This window comes from Streptomyces sp. NPDC104367, from assembly GCF_055583825.1.
Genome location: NZ_JBVJND010000007.1, coordinates 174,025 through 190,515, shown reverse-complemented (window position 1 = coordinate 190,515; position 16,491 = coordinate 174,025). Strand labels below are relative to the sequence as shown.

Here is a 16,491-nt window from a genome sequence, read left to right as displayed (position 1 = left end):
CGTCATGCCGTCGTGGGGTCCTGCTCGGCCCCCGACCGGGGCGCCGTCGCACGCAGTTCGCGTTTGAGCACCTTGCCCGCGGAGTTGCGCGGCAGGGCCGCCACGCTCTCCACCCGTCGGGGGAGCTTGTAGGGCGCGAGGTGGGGCCGTACGAAGCCCATGAGGCCTTCCGCGTCGACGGGTTCGGCGCCCGGGGCCCACACCACGAACGCGGTGACACGCTCCCCCCAGACCGGGTCGGCCGTGCCCGTCACCGCGCAATCGGCCACCGCCGGATGGGCCAGGAGCGCCTCCTCCACCTCACGCGGGTAGACGTTGAGCCCGCCGGAGACGATCACGTCCTTCTTGCGGTCGACGATGCGGACGTAGCCCTCGTCGTCGAGGGTGGCGACGTCGCCGACCGAGAGCGCGCCGTCCGGTGCGCGGCAGGCGGCGGAGGCGGCCGGGTCGTCGAGGTAACCGGCCATGAGGAAGGGCGACTTGCTGAACAGTTCACCGGGCTCCCCCGGCGCGACCGGCCGGCCGTCGTCGTCGACCACGCGGACCTCGGTGAGGTACCAGGCCCGGCCGACCGAGCCGGCCTTGCGACGGGCGTCGACGGGACGCAGATCGGTGACGACGCCGCCCTCGGTGGAGCCGTACAGCTCGTGCACACCGCAGCCGGGAAACGCGTCCAGCACCCATTCCTTCAACGGCACCGGCAGGGCTGCCGCGTTGAAGTAGAGGGTGTCCAGCGCGGACAGCCGGTAGCGGGACGGCGCCCGCTCCCCGAGCGCCCGGAGGGTCTGGGCGTGGGTGGGCACCAGGAACACGGACTGGGCCCGGTGTTCCTGCGCGAGTTCGAGCATGCGGACGGGGTCCCAGCGCGGCAGCATCACCACGGTGCCGCCCGTCAGGACCGGCGCGTAGCCGAACATGAAGCCGGCGCCATGGCTCATGGGCGCCACCGCGATGCTCGTGCGCCCGGCGCCCAGCCCCCACTCGTGCGCGGACAGCGACGCGGTGAGCGCCCGCCCGCCGTGCGTGAGCAGCGCGCCCTTGGGGCGGCCCGTGGTGCCGGACGTGTACTGGACACAGAAGACGTCGTCGCCGGTGACGGGCACCATCGGGTCCCGGTCGGCGGCGCGGTCGAGCGTCCTCTCGTACGGCCGCCCCGGTCCGGATCCGCCGAGGGTGAGGACGACCGCGAGCCGTTCCGCGCCCTTCTCGACGGCGGCGACGGCCTCCTCGGCCCGGTCCCCGTCGACGATCAGCGCCCGGGCCCGGCTGTGCCCGACGATCCAGGCGATCTCGGGGGCGGTCTGCCGGATGCCCAGCGGCACCATCGGCAGCCCGGCCTTGGCCAGGGCGGCGGCCACCTCGGGATACTCCAGCCGGTTCCCCAGCAGCACCGCGACCCGGTCCCCCGGCGAGAGTCCGGCGCCGAGCAGCGCCTGCGCGAGCCGGTTCGACCGTCCGTGCACGGCGGCGAAGGTGAGCGTGCGCGCGCCGTCCACCACCGCGGTCCGGTCGGCCGCGTCGACGGCACGCGCGCGCAGACCGGTCGCCATCGTCCCGACGCTCCCCGAGGCGAGCATCCGCCGGACCCGGGCGGGCAGGGGCGGCGCATCCGGCATGAGACGTCCTCCCCTGCGGGCCCGGCGGCGAGCGGTCCAGTCGCCCTTGTTTACCGCAGTCGTTCCACCCAGGTCAACGAAGTTTCCATGCGTGGAACACCGCCCGCCGGTTCCCGGGTCATGACGGCGGGGCAGCTCCGCGTGCTCGACCCCGCCGGGACGAGCGCGAGACGGCGGCCCGGCGAGGGGAACGGCTCAGGACATCGCGCAGGGCCCAGTAGGCGGGCTTCGCCTCGTACTCCGCGTCCCAGGGGAGTGCGTCCCCGGGGCTCGGCGGGTAGTTCCGGATGTCGGCCGTGGAACCGTACCGGTCGGTGAAGCCCCAGGTGGAGAAGGAGGTGCAGTTGGGCTCCTCCAGGCAGACGGCGAGCTTTCCCGCGAACTGACGGGCCTGGACGTCCGCGCCGTCCGCGCCGCCCTCGCCGCCCTCGCCGTCATCCCCGCCGTCACCGACGAGCACGTCCATCTCCGAGACCCGGGCCTTCAGGCCGAGCTCGGCCAGCGCCCTGACCTTGCGCCGGAAGACCTCGGGGTCGGTACGGTCGCCGGCGGAGTACTCGTGGTTCTGGAAACCGACGCCGTCGACCGGAACGCCGCGTTCCCTGAGCCGTACGAGCAGCGCGTGCAGGGCGTCCCAGCGCCGTCCGTCCTCCTCCACGCCGTACTCGTTGAGGTAGAGCACCGCGTGCGGGTCGGCCGCGCGGGCCGTACGGAAGGCGATGTCGATGTACCGCTCGCCCATCGCGTCGAACCAGAGGTGGGGCCGCACGCCGAGGTTGCCGTTGGTGTAGTCCTCGTCCTCGTCGGACATGGGCTCGTTCACCACGTCCCACTCCGCCACCCTCCCCCGGAAGTGGCCCGCGACCGCCCGGACGTGTTCCGTCATCACGTGCCTGCGGGCCTCGTCCGTCATCTCGGCGCGCATCCACGCGGGCAGCGCCTCGAACCAGACGAGGGTGTGGGCGTGCACCCGCGCGCCGTTGGCCTCGGCGAAGTCCACCAGGGTGTCGCCCTCCGCGAACGCGAACACTCCGCGTCGCGGCTGCACGAACTGCGCCTTGAAGTCGTTCTCCGGGGTGAGCACGGAGAACTCCTCACCGGCCGTCCTCCGGTAGGCGCTGTCGGTCAGCAGCGGGCCCGCGGCCAGGGCGGTCCCCACGCCGACCGGACGCCGGAGGCCGGCCGCCAGGTCACGCAGCGCGTCCGTGGACCGGGGCACCTTGAGGCCGGGGGCGTCCCGGACGGACAGCCGCCCCCGCCCCACGGGCATCGCACGGAGTTCCCGGAGCGTCCAGTGCTCCCCGTCGCCCTGCGCGTCCGCGCCGAACCAGATCCGGCCGTGCCCGAAGACCTCCCGCGCCGGGGCGCTCCCCACGACGTGCCCGTCGGCCTCCAGCACGAGCCTGTCCCCGCGCACGTCGACGGCGAGGCGGACGTCCGCCCCGAGCTCCCCGCCGAAGGTCCGGGTCAGTGCGGGCCGGTCCGAGTCCCCGTCCCACCGGTCGAACCGGACACGGCCGCCGGCCACACCGATCCGCACACCGCGCCGCTCGTAGCGCCACTCGTCGTAGACGACGGGGGTCTCACCGTAGAGGTGCAGATAGGCATCCGTGCCGTCCGTCCCGCTCATCCGTGCCTCGATCCGGATGTCACCCCGGAACACCAGGTGAGGACCCCGCAGGTTCACCGGCGGATTGGGCTGCCCACCGCTGCCGTCCTGCCGCGTGATCCGCCGGTCGAGGCGGGTGACGCGGACCCCCGCCCGTGTCCGCCTCGCCCCGGCGAAGTGCGCCCAGTCCCGCCCCTTCAGCAGGTCCACCGCCGCTCCCCGCGCGGCCCCGGACCGGACGGAACCGGTCACCGCGACCCCGGCGAGCAACGCACCGGCACCCGCGACAACGGCCCGCCTCCGCGACGGTCCTGCCATGCCCGCTCCCCCGCCCCCGCCCCCGCTGACCAGCGTCCCCGGCTCACCATCATCCCCGGCCGCCGTGGCCGTTCGGGACCGGGGGTGTGTTCAGTTGGGCGCTCCCGGCGGAAGCGTCGGGAGCAAGTCGCGGGTGGGTGGAAGGGGTTCGGCCAGGCGGAGCCGGATGGTCTGGGCCGCTTCGCTCTGTTGGGGGTCGCCGTCGCGCAGGATCTCGAAGAGGGAGCGCAGCGCGTGGCGGATCACGGCGTCGACGCCGGCGTGGATGGTGCCGTCCGCCAGGACGCGGAACAGGTGGTCGAGGAGGGTCCGTCCGGCGGTGGCGGTGACGGCGTCCGCGCCGGGGGTACCCGGGTGCACCGGGTCCGCGCGGAGCCAGGTGGTGGCGAAGACCGCGGCGAGGACGTCGGCGACACCGGGTACGTCCGGGTCGGCGGCGTGCTGCCAGGCGAGCCGGTTCAGCCGGGTGGGTTCCAGGAGGGGCTCGGCGACCACCGACACCGCCGCCGCGACCGCCGCGAGGGGGTCGAAGACGCGTCCGGCCCGGGTGGCGAGGTACTGGTCGCTGCGCTCGTGGCGGATGGCCGGCGGGGTGAGGACGTCCAGCACGGCTCGGGGCAGGCTGAGTTCCTCGGCCCGCAGCAGCGCGGCGAGACGGGTGAGCGCTTGGTGCTGGTCCTGTGCCGCGACCGGGCGGGTCCCCACCTCGGGGTCGCCGGCCCAGGCGTACCGGTAGCGCACTCCGCCGAGGAGCCGGGCCACCGCCTGCGTCTCGTGACGGTGCAACAGGTGCAGCAGGGCGGCCCGTTCCTCCAGCTCGCCGCTCTGCCGGTCCGGCGGCACCGCTCCGGCGGTGAAGCCGTCCAGGGCGGTCCGCCGCACCCGCAGGATCCGGTCGAGGGCGTCGACCGCGCCGGGTCCGGTGACCCACGGCACGGCGTCCGCGTGCGCGGCGTGCGGTCCGTGCCCGTCCTCGTCGGTGAGGTAGACGAGGCCCGACTCGGTTGCCAGCCGCCGGAGTTCGGCGAGCGCCGTCTCCTCGTCGTGGTCCGGGAAGCGGCCGTAGGCGTGGGTGACGAGGAAGTGGTCCCAGGGGCCGAGGCCTTCGGCGTAGGCGCCGGAGAGGTCGACGACACCGTCCGCGCCGACGTCGACCCGGGCGTACGGGTAGTCCATCACGGAGGGCTCGGGGTGGTGGGTGCTGGCGTAGTTGTGCATGAACCCGAGCGCGTGGCCGATCTCGTGCGCGGCCAGCTGCCGTATCCGGGCGAAGACCAACTCCTCGACGGCGGCCAGTCGTTCCGCCTCGTCGGGGCGGCCGTAAGGGGTCAGCAGGGCTTCGCCCAGGGCGCGTACCTGCTCCACCCGCTGGGAGCCGAGCCGGACCCGGCCGGCCACGATCTCCCCGGTGCGCGGATCGGTCAGGCCCGCGCCCATCGACCAGCCCCGCCCGGCGCGGTGCACCCACCACACGGCGTTGACGCCCGGGTCGTGGAGGTCGGCGTCCTCGCCCGCGACCTCGACCCGGAAGGCGTCGGTGAAACCGGCGCTCTCGAAGCCCGCCCGCCACCAGTTGCCGCCCTCGACGACCGCCGAACGCAGCGGCTCGGGGATGGCGGGGTCGACCAGGAAGACGACGGGACGGCGCACGGCGGTGGCCGGCGCCTCGGGCGCGAGCGGTTCGAGGCGGAACCTCGGCTGGAGCCGCACCGTGGGCGAGTCGCCGCCGGTGAGCCGGGCGTGGTCGGCGTGCCCGATGCCGTAGGCCCCGGAGCCCGGGTGGTAGCGGCGGACCGGCAGGGCGGGCTCGGGCAGCGGGAGCAGGTGCAGGTGCTGGACCAGGCTGACGGAACGGGGGTCGGGCACCACCTCACGCAGGGCGGTGCCGGTGCCGGGGCCGCTCAGGGTGAGCAGCGCGGTCAGCCGGACGCGTCCGTCACGGACGTGGCTCTGCTCGGGCAGGGGCAGACTGCGGCCGGGGTCGAGGGTGTGGGTGCCCTGTCCGGTCTCGGCGAGGTGGGTGATCAGGTCCTGGTGGTCGGCGACGGTCAGGGAGCCGGCGTCCACGACGACCGCGCCGTCCTCTTCCCGCAGCACGGGCGCGCTCCACAGCACGGACACCGCGAAGGACTCCTCGCCGGCCCGGCGGGCGGCGCCGTCGCCGTGGGCGAGGTGGTGCTTGTTGTGCTGGACGAGCAGGACGCGCGGGCCGACCCGTCGGAAGGAGGCGACCCGGACCTTGCCCGGCCGGGCGCGGTCGGGCAGCAGACGGCTGCTGCCGACGCCGGTGCCGAGGGCGGCGAGGAGCAGGAACGGGGTGTCGAACTGGCGTATTCCGACGAGGAGTCGGGCTCCCTCGGGATCGTGCGGGAGGTCGAGCATGGCGGGCGCCTTTCGTCTCGGGTACGGACGGGCTCGGGCAACGGGGCGACATGGGGACGCGCGGTGGGCTCGGCCGGTTGGCCGGACCGGCGCTCCAAACGAGCAGGGTGCGGACGAGCAGGGTGCGGACGAGCAGGGTCCGGATCTCATGCGTATCCAGTCGAGTACACGCGAGGACTCGATGGGTGCGCGCGGCGGCGCGGTGGCCGCCGCGCAACTCGGCCACGGGTGCGCGAAGGTGACGGGGCATGGACGCCCAACGCTCAGGAGCGGGTCGCGCTCAGGGGCGGGTCGTACGACATCGCGAGGGGCCGACGACGCGCCGGGGGCCGGGGTTCAGGGGAGGGTCCTGGCGAGGGCGGCGAGCCGCACGTCGCGGTTGCGGCCGAGGTGGGCGACGACCTCACGGCGGGCGGCGTCGGCGTCGTGCTCGCGGATCGCGTCGATGAGACGGCCGTGTTCCTCGTGGGTGAGTTCGCGCTTGGCGGGTTCGACCGTCGGGGCGCGGTCGAAGAGCCGCATCTGGGTGATCAGCCGGTCCAGCAGCCCGGAGACGATGGCGTTGTGGCCGGCGTGCCAGACGGCCTTGTGGAAGGAGGCGCTGGCGTCCGCGGCCTCCTCCGTGCCGGTGGCCTCCAGCAGGCGTTCGTGATGGTGGGTGATGCGGGCGAGGTCGAGGTCGGTGCGGCGCAGTGCGGCCGCCCCGGCGGCCGTCGCCTCCAGCGCGATCCGCGCCTCGTACAGCTCCAGGATGTCCTCGGCGGTGATGACCGGGACGCGGTAGCCGCGTGGGACGCGTTCGAGCAGTCCGTCCTGTTCGAGGCGGTTGAGCGCCTCCCGGACGGGGGTGCGGGAGACGCCGTACCGGCTGCCCAGCGCGGTCTCCAGGAGCAGTGAACCGGGGTCGATGGTGCCGTCGATGAGGTCCTGGCGCACCTGCCGGTACATGCCGATGCCGGAGTCGGCCGAGACCTCGGGCTCACGCGGTGCGTCCGGGGCCGGTTTCTCGGCGGGGTGCCGTGCTGCAGGGCTCACGGGGGCGTCCATCCTCACGGGTCGTCCTCGGTGGTCGATGCGCTCATTGAAGCACGCCGGGTGAAAAACGAGTTCACATGTTTGACATCAGTATCCACTTGAATACATCTGGATTCACTGCGGATGATCGTGACATGAGTCCCGTAGACGACACGGTCGACCTGCTGTCGGCGATGATCCGGAACGCCTGTGTGAACGACGGCGGTCCGGACTCCGGCGGTGAGTCGCGCAACGCCGGAGTCCTCCTCGACTACCTCTCCGGCACATCCGCCGAGGTCGAGGTGGTCGAGCCGCATCCCGGCCGGGTGAGCGCCGTCTTCCGGGTGCCGGGGCGCAGCCGCGAGGCCCCGGCGCTGACCCTGCTGGGCCACACCGACGTCGTACCCGCCGATCCGCGCACCTGGTCGCACGACCCGTTCTCCGGAGCGGTGCGCGACGGTGTCGTCTGGGGCCGCGGCGCCATCGACATGCTCAACCTGACCTCCGCCATGGCGGTCGTGACCGCGGCGGTGGCCCGCCGGTCCGAACCCCTCGCGGGCGACCTGGTGTTCGCGGCCGTCGCGGACGAGGAGGCCGGCAGCCGGTTCGGCGCCGGCTGGATCGCCCGCAACCGGCCCGAACTCCTCTCCTGGGACCACGCCCTGACCGAGAGCGCGGGCGCGCACGTCGGCTCGGGCGCGGTGACCGTCACGGTCGGGGAGAAGGGCTCCTTCCCCCGCAGGCTGCTGGTGCGGGGCCGCTCCGGGCACGGTTCGATGCCGTGGGGCGCGCGGAACGCGGCGGTGATCGCCGCCGAGGCGGCCGTCCGGATCGCGCGGCACCGCCCGGCGGCCCGTACCGACGAACGCTGGGAGGCGTACGTCCGCGCGCAGGAGCTGCCGCCCGCCGCCACCGCCGGGCTGCTGGACCCGGCCACCCTCGACGACCACCTGCACCACCTCGGCGAGGCGGCCCGCTTCGGCCACGCGCTGACCCACCTCACCCTCACGCCCACCGTGGTCCGCGCCGGGAACAAGCTCAACGTGATCCCCGGCACCGCCGTGGTGGACGTGGACATCCGCGGCCTGCCGGGCCAGGACGAGGCCGAGGCGGACGCCGAACTGCTGTCGGCTCTGGGGGAGTTGACCGAGTTCATCACCGTCGAACGGCTCGGCTCGCGCACCGCCTCGCAGTCCGGCACGGGCCGGCTCTACGACGCGGTGGGCGCCGCCGTGGGCCGCCGGTTCCCCGGCCGCGCCCCGCTGCCGTCCCTGACGGCCGGCGGCACCGACGCCCGCTTCGTCCGCGAACGGGGCGGCACCGCCTACGGGTTCGGTCTCTACACCTCCGCATGGGACGTCGGCCGCTACCGCCGTCTCTTCCACGGCGACGACGAGCACGTCGACGTCGAGAGCCTCCGCCTGACCACCGACGCGTTGCAGGACGTCGTCGAGTCCTTCCTGGGAGAAGAACGATGACCAGTGAGCAGCACCCGCCGGACGAGTCCGGACGCGAACCCTGGCAGTGGCCCGAGCCGGTCTGGCGCGGCCTGGTCGGACGGGTGCGCGCGGGCCGCGATCTCACCCCGGCCTCCTGGCCCGGCGGCGCCCGGGTCGCGGTCGCGGTCTCCTTCGACAGCGACCACGAGACGCCCGCTCTGCGCGACGGCCACACCACCCCCGGTGTGCTGGCCGCCGGCGAGTACGGCGCACGGGTCGCCGTACCCCGCATCCTGCGCCTCCTCGACGAACACGGGGTGCCCGCGTCGTTCTTCGTGCCCGCCGTCTCCGCGCTGCTGCACCCGGGCGAGATCGCCGACTACGCGGCGGCCGGTCACGAGGTGGGCGTGCACGGCTGGATCCACGAGCGCAACACCCTGCTCTCCCGCGCCGACGAGCGCGAGCTGACCCTGCGCAGCCTCGACACCCTGGAGCGGCTGTCCGGGCGGCGGCCGGTCGGCATCCGCACCCCGTCCTGGGACTTCTCCCCGGACACCCTGAGCGTCGTCCGGGAACTCGGCTTCCTGTACGACTCCTCGCTGATGGCCGCCGACGAGCCGTACGAGCTGCTGGAGGACGGCGAGCCCACCGGCGTGGTCGAACTCCCCGTGGAGTGGATCCGCGACGACGCCCCCTACTTCGCCATGGTCCGCTACGCCGGACTGCGCCCCTACACACCGCCGCGCGAGGTGCTGCGGGTGTGGCGGGACGAGTTCGACGGCGCCCTGCGCGACGGCGGCCTCTTCCAGCTGACCCTGCACCCGTCCATCTCCGGGCACCGCTCCCGGATCTGGCTGCTGGCCGAACTCCTGCGCCACATCACCGCCTCGGGCCCGGTCTGGTTCGCCACCCACGAGCAGATCGCCCGCCACGTACGCACCGAAGGAGGACTCGGATGAGTCCGCACGCCGTCGTCACCGGAGCCGCCTCCGGCATCGGCGCCGCCATCGCCGACGACCTCGCCGCCCACGGCTGGCACGTCACCGGAGCCGACCTCAGGGCCGACGCCCTCACCGCCGTGCTCGACGCCGTCCACGCCAGGCACGGCGTGCCCGTACGGGCCGTCACCGGCGACCTCGCGGACGCCGCGTTCGCCGCCGCGCTCATCGACGAGGCCTGGTCGCAGGCGCCGGTCGACGCACTGGTGAACGCGGCGGGCATCTATCCGGCGATCCCCTTCGAGGATCTCACCGCCGAACTCTGGGACCGGGTGCAGCACGTCAACGTCCGGGCCGCGGTCCTGACCGCGCAGCGCCTGGCGCACCACGCCCGCCCGGCCGGCCGCACCCCGGCCGTCGTCAACATCGCCTCGGGCGCCGCCCTGCGGGCCCGTCCCGGCGCCGCCCACTACTCCACCTCCAAGGCGGCCCTGGTCATGGCGACCAAGGCGACCGCCGTGGAACTCGGCCCGTACGGCATCCGCGTCAACGCCGTCTCCCCCGGCTTCGTCGGCGTCGACAGCCCGGTCAACCCGGTCACCCCCGGCTACGCCGAGGCCGTCGGCCGGTCCCTGCTGCCGGGCCGCGCGGAGGCCGCCCACATCGCCCCGGCCGTCCGCTTCCTGCTGGGCGCCGAGGCCGCCTGGATCACCGGCGCCGACCTGCCGGTGGACGGCGGCGGTTCGGCCGGCACCACCGCCCTGCCCCACCACTGGCCCGAACCCACCCCCTGGCAGCTCGGCACCCCGGAGGCCCGCTCATGACCACCTACACCGTCGTCGGCGCCGGCGCCATCGGCGCGACCCTCGGCCACGCCCTCGCCCGTGACGGCCACCAGGTCACCCTGGTCGACACCGACGCCGACCACATAGCCGCCGTCCGCCGAAACGGGCTCAGCGTCCGCCGGCCCGACGGCACCGACGACACCGTCCGGGTCGCCGCCGCCCACACCACCGACGACCCCGAACTGCCGCCGATGTCCGGTCCGGTCCTGCTCGCCGTCAAGTCGCAGGCCACGGCGCGGGCCGCCGAGTGGATCGCGGCACGCCTCACCGGCGACGGGTTCGTGGTGTCCGCGCAGAACGGCCGCAACGAACCCGTCATCGCCGACCAGGTCGGCACCGACCGCACCCTCGGGATCTTCGTCAACATCTTCGCCGACTACCTGGAACCCGGGGTGATCCGCGACGGCGGGGCGGGCGCCCTGGCCGTCGGGCTGCCGGACGGCGGCGCCCCCGACCGCCGGGTCCTGGACCTCGCCGCGGACCTGCGCGCCTACGGCCCGGTCAGCGCCACCGCCAACCTTCCCGGCTTCCGCTGGGCGAAGCGCGGCTTCGGCGCGATCCTGGGCGTCACCACCCTGGTCGACGCGCCGATCGCCGGCATCGTCGACGCCCACCGCGACCTGGCCGCGGCGGCGGCCGCGGAGAGCACCGCGGTCGCCGTCGCCGAGGGGATCGCCCTGGAGGCCTTCGACGCGTACGAGCCGTACGCGTTCTCCGCCGCCGCCTCCGAACGGGCCCGCACCGCCGCACTCGACCGGCTGGTCACCTGGCTGGCCGGGCAGCCCAAGGACCGCAGCGGGGTCTTCCGCGACCTCGCGGTACGACGCCGTCCCATCGAGCGGCCCAGCCGCGACGACGGCTACGCCGCGCTCGCCGAACGCCACGGGGTGGCCACGCCGCTGGGCCGTGCCCTGGGCCGCCTGCTCAGCGAGATCGAGTCGGGCGACCGCGACTTCTCCGCCACCAACCTCGACGACCTCCGCGCGGCGGCCGCCGCCGGATGACCGCCGGGGCGGGGCGCGGAAGGGCGGGTCAGCGGCCGACGCCCCGCCTCTTCGCCGCACACACCGGTACCTCGTCGCACGCACCGGTTCCTCGCCCTACGCACCGCTTCCTCGCCGTACACACCGCTTCGCCGTACACGCCGCCGAAAGGATCCCGCCGTCATGCGGACGCCACCCACCCATGTCCTGCGCAGAGCCGCCGTTCCCGGTCTCGCGCTCTCCCTCGCCGCCGTCCTCAGCGCCTGCGGCACCGGCACCGGCAACTCCGCTTCCGGCGCCTCGGCCTCTCCCAAGGCAGGCGGCAGCCTGAAGATCGCCATCGACTCCGACCCGGTCTGCCTCGACCCCCAGCAGTCCACGCTGATCGCGAGCGCCGTGATCAACCGTCAGGTGGTCGACTCGCTCATCGCCCAGGACCCCAAGAGCGGCAAGTTCGTCAGCTGGCTCGCCGACAAGTGGAAGGCGTCCGCCGACGCCAGGTCCTTCACCTTCCACCTGCGTTCGGGGATCACGTTCTCCGACGGCACCCCCGTCAACGCCGCGGCCGTGAAGGCCAACTTCGACTCGATCGTCGCGGCCGGCGCCAAGTCGCCCTACGGCAGCCAGTACCTGCTGGGCTACGCGGGCACCGAGGTCAAGGACGCGCAGAACCTCACCGTCACCTTCGACAATCCCAACGCCCAGTTCCTGATGGCCGCTTCGACCCCGACGCTGGGTCTGCTGTCCACCGCCGGCCTCAAGGCGTCGCTCGCCGACCGCTGCACCGGAAAGGGCCTGATCGGTTCGGGGCCCTTCAAGTTCTCGTCGTACACGAAGGACTCCAGCACCACGCTCGTCAGGCGCACCGGCTACAAGTGGGCGTCCGCGCTGGCCGAGCACTCCGGTGACGCCTATCTCGACAAGGTCACCTACAACGTGGTCACCGAGCCGAGCGTCCGCTCCGGCAGCCTCAAGTCGGGCCAGGTGGACGTCGCCACCACCGTGCAGTCCCAGGACGAGTCCTCGCTGAAGAGCGCCGGCTACACCCTGCTGTCCCGGGTCAACCCCGGCGTCGTCATCGGCGCGGCCCCCAACCTGAAGAGCTCGAAGATCCTCCAGGACGCCGACGTCCGCAAGGCGATCCAGCTGGCCGTCGACCGGCAGGAGATCACCGACACCGTGCTGTCCCCGTCGTACGGCGTGGCCAGCAGTGTGCTCGGCGACACGACGCCCGGCTACACGGACCTGTCCGCGTCCCTGAAGGCCGACCCGGACAAGGCCGAGTCCCTGCTCGACGCGGCCGGCTGGAAGAAGGGCTCGGACGGCATCCGCGAGAAGGCCGGCAAGAAGCTGTCGATCAGCCTGCTCTACTTCTACCAGGCCAACGTCATCGAGGCCGTCCAGCATCAACTGCGCGCCGTCGGCGTCGACCTGAAGCTCAAGCAGGTGACCGCCGCCGAGTACGCCACCGCCTCCGCCAAGGGCGACTACGACCTGCGCTCCACCTCGGTCAGCCGCCCGGACCCGGACATCCTGCGCGCCGCGTTCTCCAAGTCGGCGGGCAACCTCGCCTGGTTCACGGGTGACGAGCCGCAGGAGGCGCGTCTGGAGAAGGTGCTGGCCGCCCAGCTCGCCACCACGGACACCGCCGAGCGCAACAAGCTGGCCGCCGAGGCCGAGCAGATCCTCGTCGACGAGGGCTACGCCTTCCCGTTCAGCCAGCTCACCCAGGTCGTCGGAGTCTCCGCGAAGATCACCGGCATCACTTTCGACGCGGCGTCCCGGATCCTCCTCTACGACGCCGGCCGGACCTCCTGATGCCCCGCTTTCTCGTCCGGCGCGCCGCCACAGCACTTCTGGTGCTGTGGGCGGCGTTCACCGGAACCTTCCTCCTCATGTACCTGCTGCCCGGCGACCCGGTGGAGATGATGCTGGGCCCCGAGGCGCTCCAGAACACGCCCGCCGACCAGATCCGGGCGCTGCGGGCGGAGTTCGGCACCGACCGGCCGCTGATCGTGCAGTACGGCGACCAGTTGTGGCGGCTGCTCCATCTCGACCTGGGCACGTCCTTCCAGCAACGGACGCCGGTCGGCGACCTGTTGGGCGCAGCCGTGCCGCCGACCCTGGAGCTGGCGGTGTCCGGCCTGGTCCTCGGCGTGCTGCTGGGGGGCGCGCTGGCGGTCTGGACCCGGACCACCCGCAGCGCCAGGCTCCGCGGCCTGCTGGAGGCGCTGCCCGCGGTCGGGGTCGCCATGCCCACCTTCTGGGTCGGCCTGATGCTGCTCCAGCTGTTCTCCTTCCGCTGGGGCCTGTTCCCCGCCTTCGGCGACCAGGGCGTACCGACCCTCGTACTGCCGGCCGTCACCCTGGCGCTGCCGCTCGCCGCGGCCACCGCCAAGGTCCTCTCCGACGGCATCGCCACCACCCTCGGCGAACCGTACGTCCAGGTGCTGCGTGCCAAGGGGGTCGGAACGGCACGGCTGTTCGGCCGGCATGTGCTGCGCAACGCGTCCCTGCCGACGCTGACCACGGTCGGCGTGTGGACGGCGCAGCTGCTGGGCGGCGCCGTGCTCACCGAGACCGTGTTCTCCCGGCCGGGCCTCGGCCAGACCGCGGAGGCCGCGGTCTCGGCCCGGGACGTGCCGGTCGTCCAGGGGGTGGTGCTGCTCGCGGCGGGCGTGTTCGTCCTGATCAGCCTGTCGGTCGACCTCCTGTACGGCGTGATCGACCCGCGGATCCGGCTCACGGCGGTGACCGCGTGAGCGCCCCCGTCTCCGCGCCCGTGCCCGCCGAGAAGTCGCCGACCGGGCCGGCCGCCCGGCGCCGGCCGCCCGCGACCGGTCTGATCGTGTCGTGGCTCGTCCTGTCCCTCGTCCTGCTGTGGGCGCTGGCCCCGGACCTGTTCACCTCGCAGGACCCCCTGCTCGGCGATCCCGCCGACAAACTGCTCGGACCGTCCTGGCACCACCCGTTCGGCACCGACCAGTTGGGCCGTGACCTGTACGCGCGGGTCGTGCACGGCGCCTGGCTGTCGCTGAGCGGCGTCTTCCTCGCGGTCACGCTGGCCGTGGTGGTCGGCTCCCTGCTGGGCCTGCTCGCCGGCTACTTCGGCGGGCTGGTGGACGAGTGCGTGATGCGGGTCTGCGACGTGCTGCTCGCCGTCCCGAGCCTGCTGCTGTCCATGGCGATCATCACGGTCCTCGGACAGGGGGCGGTGAAGGTGGCGGTCGCGGTCGGTGTCGCGGGCGTGGCCGGGTTCGCGCGGACCGTGCGCAGCGAGGTGCTCAAGGTGCGCGAGGCCGGGTTCGTCGAGGCGGCCCGGGCCGCGGGCGTGCACCGCTGGACCGTCGTCGTCCGCCACGTCGTGCCCAACTCCTACCGGCCCGCGGTGGTGTTGGCGACCGTCGAGTTCGGCACCTCGCTGCTCGCCATCGCCGGCCTGAGCTTCCTCGGCTACGGCGAACCCCCGCCGCAGCCGGAGTGGGGGTCGCTGATCTCCGGGGGCCGCGACTTCCTGCAGAGCGCGTGGTGGCTCACCACCGTCCCGGGACTCGTCGTCGTGGCGATCGTCCTGTCCGTCAACCGCATCTCCCACTCCCGGAGGAGCACATGACCTCCCCCTCCGAAGCCGGCCCGGGTTGCGTGACCGATCCGGGCCCCGCGGCCGAGCCGGTGCCCGCGCTCTCGGTACGCGGCCTGTCCGTCGCCTACGCGGGCCGGCCACCGGTCGTCCACGAGGTGTCCTTCGACGTGCCGAGCGGCCAGGTCGTCGCCCTGGTCGGCGAGTCGGGCTCCGGCAAGAGCACCACCGCGCTCGCCGCGCTCGGCCTGCTGCCGCCGACCGCCCAAGTGACCTCCGGCACGGTCGAGTTCGACGGCACGGGTGACCTGCTCGGGCTGCCGCAGTCCCGGCTGCGCGCCCTGCGGGGCCGGGACATCGGGTTCGTCCCGCAGGACCCGGGCGTCTCCCTCGACCCCACCCAGCGGATCGGCCCCCAGGTGGCCGAGGCGTTGCTGGTGCACGGGCTCTGCGACCGGGCGGAGGCCGCCCGGCGGGCCGTCGCGATCCTGGAGCACGCGGGGCTCGACGACCCGGCCCGGCGGGCCCGGCAGTACCCGCACGAACTGTCCGGGGGCATGCGGCAGCGGGTGCTGGTCGGGATCGCGTGGGCCTGTGAGCCCCGGCTGATCATCGCCGACGAGCCGACCAGCGCGCTGGACGTGACGGTGCAGCGGCAGATCCTCGACCATCTGGACCTGCTGCGCGCCGGGACGGGCACCGCGCTGCTGCTCGTGACCCACGATCTGGCCGTCGCCGCCGAGCGGGCCCAGCACATCGTCGTCCTGTCCGGGGGCCGGGTGGTCGAACAGGGCCCGCCGGCCAAGGTCCTGCACGAACCGGACGACGAGTACACGCGGCTGCTGGTGCGCAGCATCCCCGGGCGCGGACGCGGGCGCGAACGCGAGCCGTGGGCCGGCCGCGGCCGTGCAGCCGCCGTACCGGTGTCCGCCGCCGTGCCGCTGTCCGGCGCGGGGTCCGGGGCGGCGCCGGAACAGCCGCTGGTGCGGGTGGAGAACCTGGTCAAGGAGTTCGCCGCCCGCCGCCCGGACGGCAGCCGGTTCCGGTTCCGGGCGGTGGACGGGGTGAGCTTCACCGTGGAGCGCGGCGAGACCCTGGCCCTGGTCGGCGAGTCGGGTTCGGGCAAGTCCACCACCGCCCGGACGGTGATGGCACTGGAGCGGCCGACCAGCGGCGCCGTCCACTTCGACGGCGTACCGCTGCACTCCGCGCGCGCCCGCGAACTGCGGCGGCTGCGGCGGCGTTTCCAGCTCGTCCAGCAGAACCCGTACAACTCGCTGAGCCCTCTGCTGAGCGTGGAGAGCATCGTCGCCGAACCGTTGCGCGCGTTCGGTCTGCCCCGGGACACGGACCGGATCGGCGGGCTGCTGGAACGGGTCGGCCTGTCCCGGTCGCTGGCCGGACGGCGCCCCGCAGAACTCTCCGGCGGCCAGCGCCAGCGCGTCGCCATCGCCCGAGCCCTGGCCCTCGAACCCGACCTGGTGGTCTGCGACGAGCCGGTGTCCGCGCTGGACGTCACGACCCAGGCCCAGGTCCTCGATCTGCTGTCCGAGCTCCAGAGCGACCTGGGCCTGAGCTACCTGTTCATCTCGCACGACCTGGCCGTGGTCCGGGACATCGCCGACCGCGTGGCGGTGATGCGCTCCGGCCGCATCGTCGAGACGGGCCCCACGTCCGCCGTCTTCGACACCCCCGGCGACACCTACACCGCTCACCTCCTGGCGGCGGTGCCGGGCGGCTGACCCCTCGCCGGACAGAAGCCTCGGC

General features: G+C 73.8%; 12 protein-coding genes. 8 read left to right on the top strand and 4 right to left on the bottom strand.

Annotated features, from left to right (window positions below):
* Positions 1–2: 2 nt before the first annotated feature.
* From ACZ619_RS13195 to ACZ619_RS13180, 4 genes are all read right to left on the bottom strand, one after another.
* Positions 3–1,616: a class I adenylate-forming enzyme family protein gene (locus ACZ619_RS13195; protein WP_469597938.1), complete on the bottom strand. Its 1,614-nt coding sequence runs from the start codon at positions 1,614–1,616 to the stop codon at positions 3–5.
* Positions 1,617–1,734: 118 nt separating this feature from the next.
* Positions 1,735–3,543, bottom strand: a complete 1,809-nt coding sequence (locus tag ACZ619_RS13190; RefSeq protein ID WP_469597936.1) for an endo-1,4-beta-xylanase — start codon at positions 3,541–3,543, stop codon at positions 1,735–1,737.
* 90 nt (positions 3,544–3,633) lie between these two features.
* The gene (locus ACZ619_RS13185; protein ID WP_469597934.1) at positions 3,634–5,925 is read right to left on the bottom strand and encodes a zinc-dependent metalloprotease; all 2,292 of its coding nucleotides are present in this window, start codon (positions 5,923–5,925) and stop codon (positions 3,634–3,636) included.
* A gap of 336 nt (positions 5,926–6,261) precedes the next feature.
* A complete protein-coding gene (locus ACZ619_RS13180) occupies positions 6,262–6,960 on the bottom strand; it encodes a GntR family transcriptional regulator (protein ID WP_469597932.1) in 699 nt (232 codons plus the stop codon).
* A gap of 134 nt (positions 6,961–7,094) precedes the next feature.
* Here ACZ619_RS13180 and ACZ619_RS13175 point away from each other — a divergent pair, with 134 nt between their 5' ends.
* The 8 genes from ACZ619_RS13175 (at position 7,095) to ACZ619_RS13140 (ending at position 16,466) form a co-directional block, all read left to right on the top strand.
* Complete coding sequence (locus tag ACZ619_RS13175) at positions 7,095–8,417, top strand: M20/M25/M40 family metallo-hydrolase (protein ID WP_469597929.1); 1,323 nt, start codon at positions 7,095–7,097, stop codon at positions 8,415–8,417.
* On the top strand, positions 8,414–9,337 hold the full coding sequence (locus ACZ619_RS13170; protein ID WP_469597926.1) for a polysaccharide deacetylase family protein: 924 nt from the start codon (positions 8,414–8,416) through the stop codon (positions 9,335–9,337). Before ACZ619_RS13175 ends, ACZ619_RS13170 begins: the two co-directional genes overlap by 4 nt.
* Positions 9,334–10,140, top strand: a complete 807-nt coding sequence (locus tag ACZ619_RS13165) for an SDR family NAD(P)-dependent oxidoreductase (protein WP_469597924.1) — start codon at positions 9,334–9,336, stop codon at positions 10,138–10,140. The genes ACZ619_RS13170 and ACZ619_RS13165 overlap by 4 nt, the downstream gene beginning before the upstream one ends.
* Entirely contained in the window at positions 10,137–11,165 is a 1,029-nt protein-coding gene (locus ACZ619_RS13160) for a ketopantoate reductase family protein (RefSeq protein WP_469597921.1), read from the top strand. The genes ACZ619_RS13165 and ACZ619_RS13160 overlap by 4 nt, the downstream gene beginning before the upstream one ends.
* A gap of 162 nt (positions 11,166–11,327) precedes the next feature.
* The gene (locus ACZ619_RS13155) at positions 11,328–12,962 is read left to right on the top strand and encodes an ABC transporter substrate-binding protein (RefSeq protein ID WP_469597919.1); all 1,635 of its coding nucleotides are present in this window, start codon (positions 11,328–11,330) and stop codon (positions 12,960–12,962) included.
* Complete coding sequence (locus ACZ619_RS13150) at positions 12,962–13,906, top strand: ABC transporter permease (RefSeq protein ID WP_469597917.1); 945 nt, start codon at positions 12,962–12,964, stop codon at positions 13,904–13,906. Before ACZ619_RS13155 ends, ACZ619_RS13150 begins: the two co-directional genes overlap by 1 nt.
* A complete protein-coding gene (locus ACZ619_RS13145; protein ID WP_469597914.1) occupies positions 13,903–14,757 on the top strand; it encodes an ABC transporter permease in 855 nt (284 codons plus the stop codon). The genes ACZ619_RS13150 and ACZ619_RS13145 overlap by 4 nt, the downstream gene beginning before the upstream one ends.
* Positions 14,754–16,466, top strand: a complete 1,713-nt coding sequence (locus ACZ619_RS13140) for a dipeptide ABC transporter ATP-binding protein (protein ID WP_469597912.1) — start codon at positions 14,754–14,756, stop codon at positions 16,464–16,466. Before ACZ619_RS13145 ends, ACZ619_RS13140 begins: the two co-directional genes overlap by 4 nt.
* Positions 16,467–16,491: the final 25 nt, after the last annotated feature.

Excerpts from the sequence above, each read along its gene's own strand:
- ACZ619_RS13195 (WP_469597938.1), bottom strand. The coding sequence starts at position 1,616 with ATGCCGGATGCGCCGCCCCTGCCCGCCCGGGTCCGGCGGATGCTCGCC.
- ACZ619_RS13155 (WP_469597919.1), top strand. The coding sequence starts at position 11,328 with ATGCGGACGCCACCCACCCATGTCCTGCGCAGAGCCGCCGTTCCCGGT.
- ACZ619_RS13165 (WP_469597924.1), top strand. The coding sequence starts at position 9,334 with ATGAGTCCGCACGCCGTCGTCACCGGAGCCGCCTCCGGCATCGGCGCC.
- ACZ619_RS13150 (WP_469597917.1), top strand. The coding sequence starts at position 12,962 with ATGCCCCGCTTTCTCGTCCGGCGCGCCGCCACAGCACTTCTGGTGCTG.
- ACZ619_RS13175 (WP_469597929.1), top strand. The coding sequence starts at position 7,095 with ATGAGTCCCGTAGACGACACGGTCGACCTGCTGTCGGCGATGATCCGG.
- ACZ619_RS13170 (WP_469597926.1), top strand. The coding sequence starts at position 8,414 with ATGACCAGTGAGCAGCACCCGCCGGACGAGTCCGGACGCGAACCCTGG.
- ACZ619_RS13140 (WP_469597912.1), top strand. The coding sequence starts at position 14,754 with ATGACCTCCCCCTCCGAAGCCGGCCCGGGTTGCGTGACCGATCCGGGC.
- ACZ619_RS13160 (WP_469597921.1), top strand. The coding sequence starts at position 10,137 with ATGACCACCTACACCGTCGTCGGCGCCGGCGCCATCGGCGCGACCCTC.
- ACZ619_RS13185 (WP_469597934.1), bottom strand. The coding sequence starts at position 5,925 with ATGCTCGACCTCCCGCACGATCCCGAGGGAGCCCGACTCCTCGTCGGA.
- ACZ619_RS13190 (WP_469597936.1), bottom strand. The coding sequence starts at position 3,543 with ATGGCAGGACCGTCGCGGAGGCGGGCCGTTGTCGCGGGTGCCGGTGCG.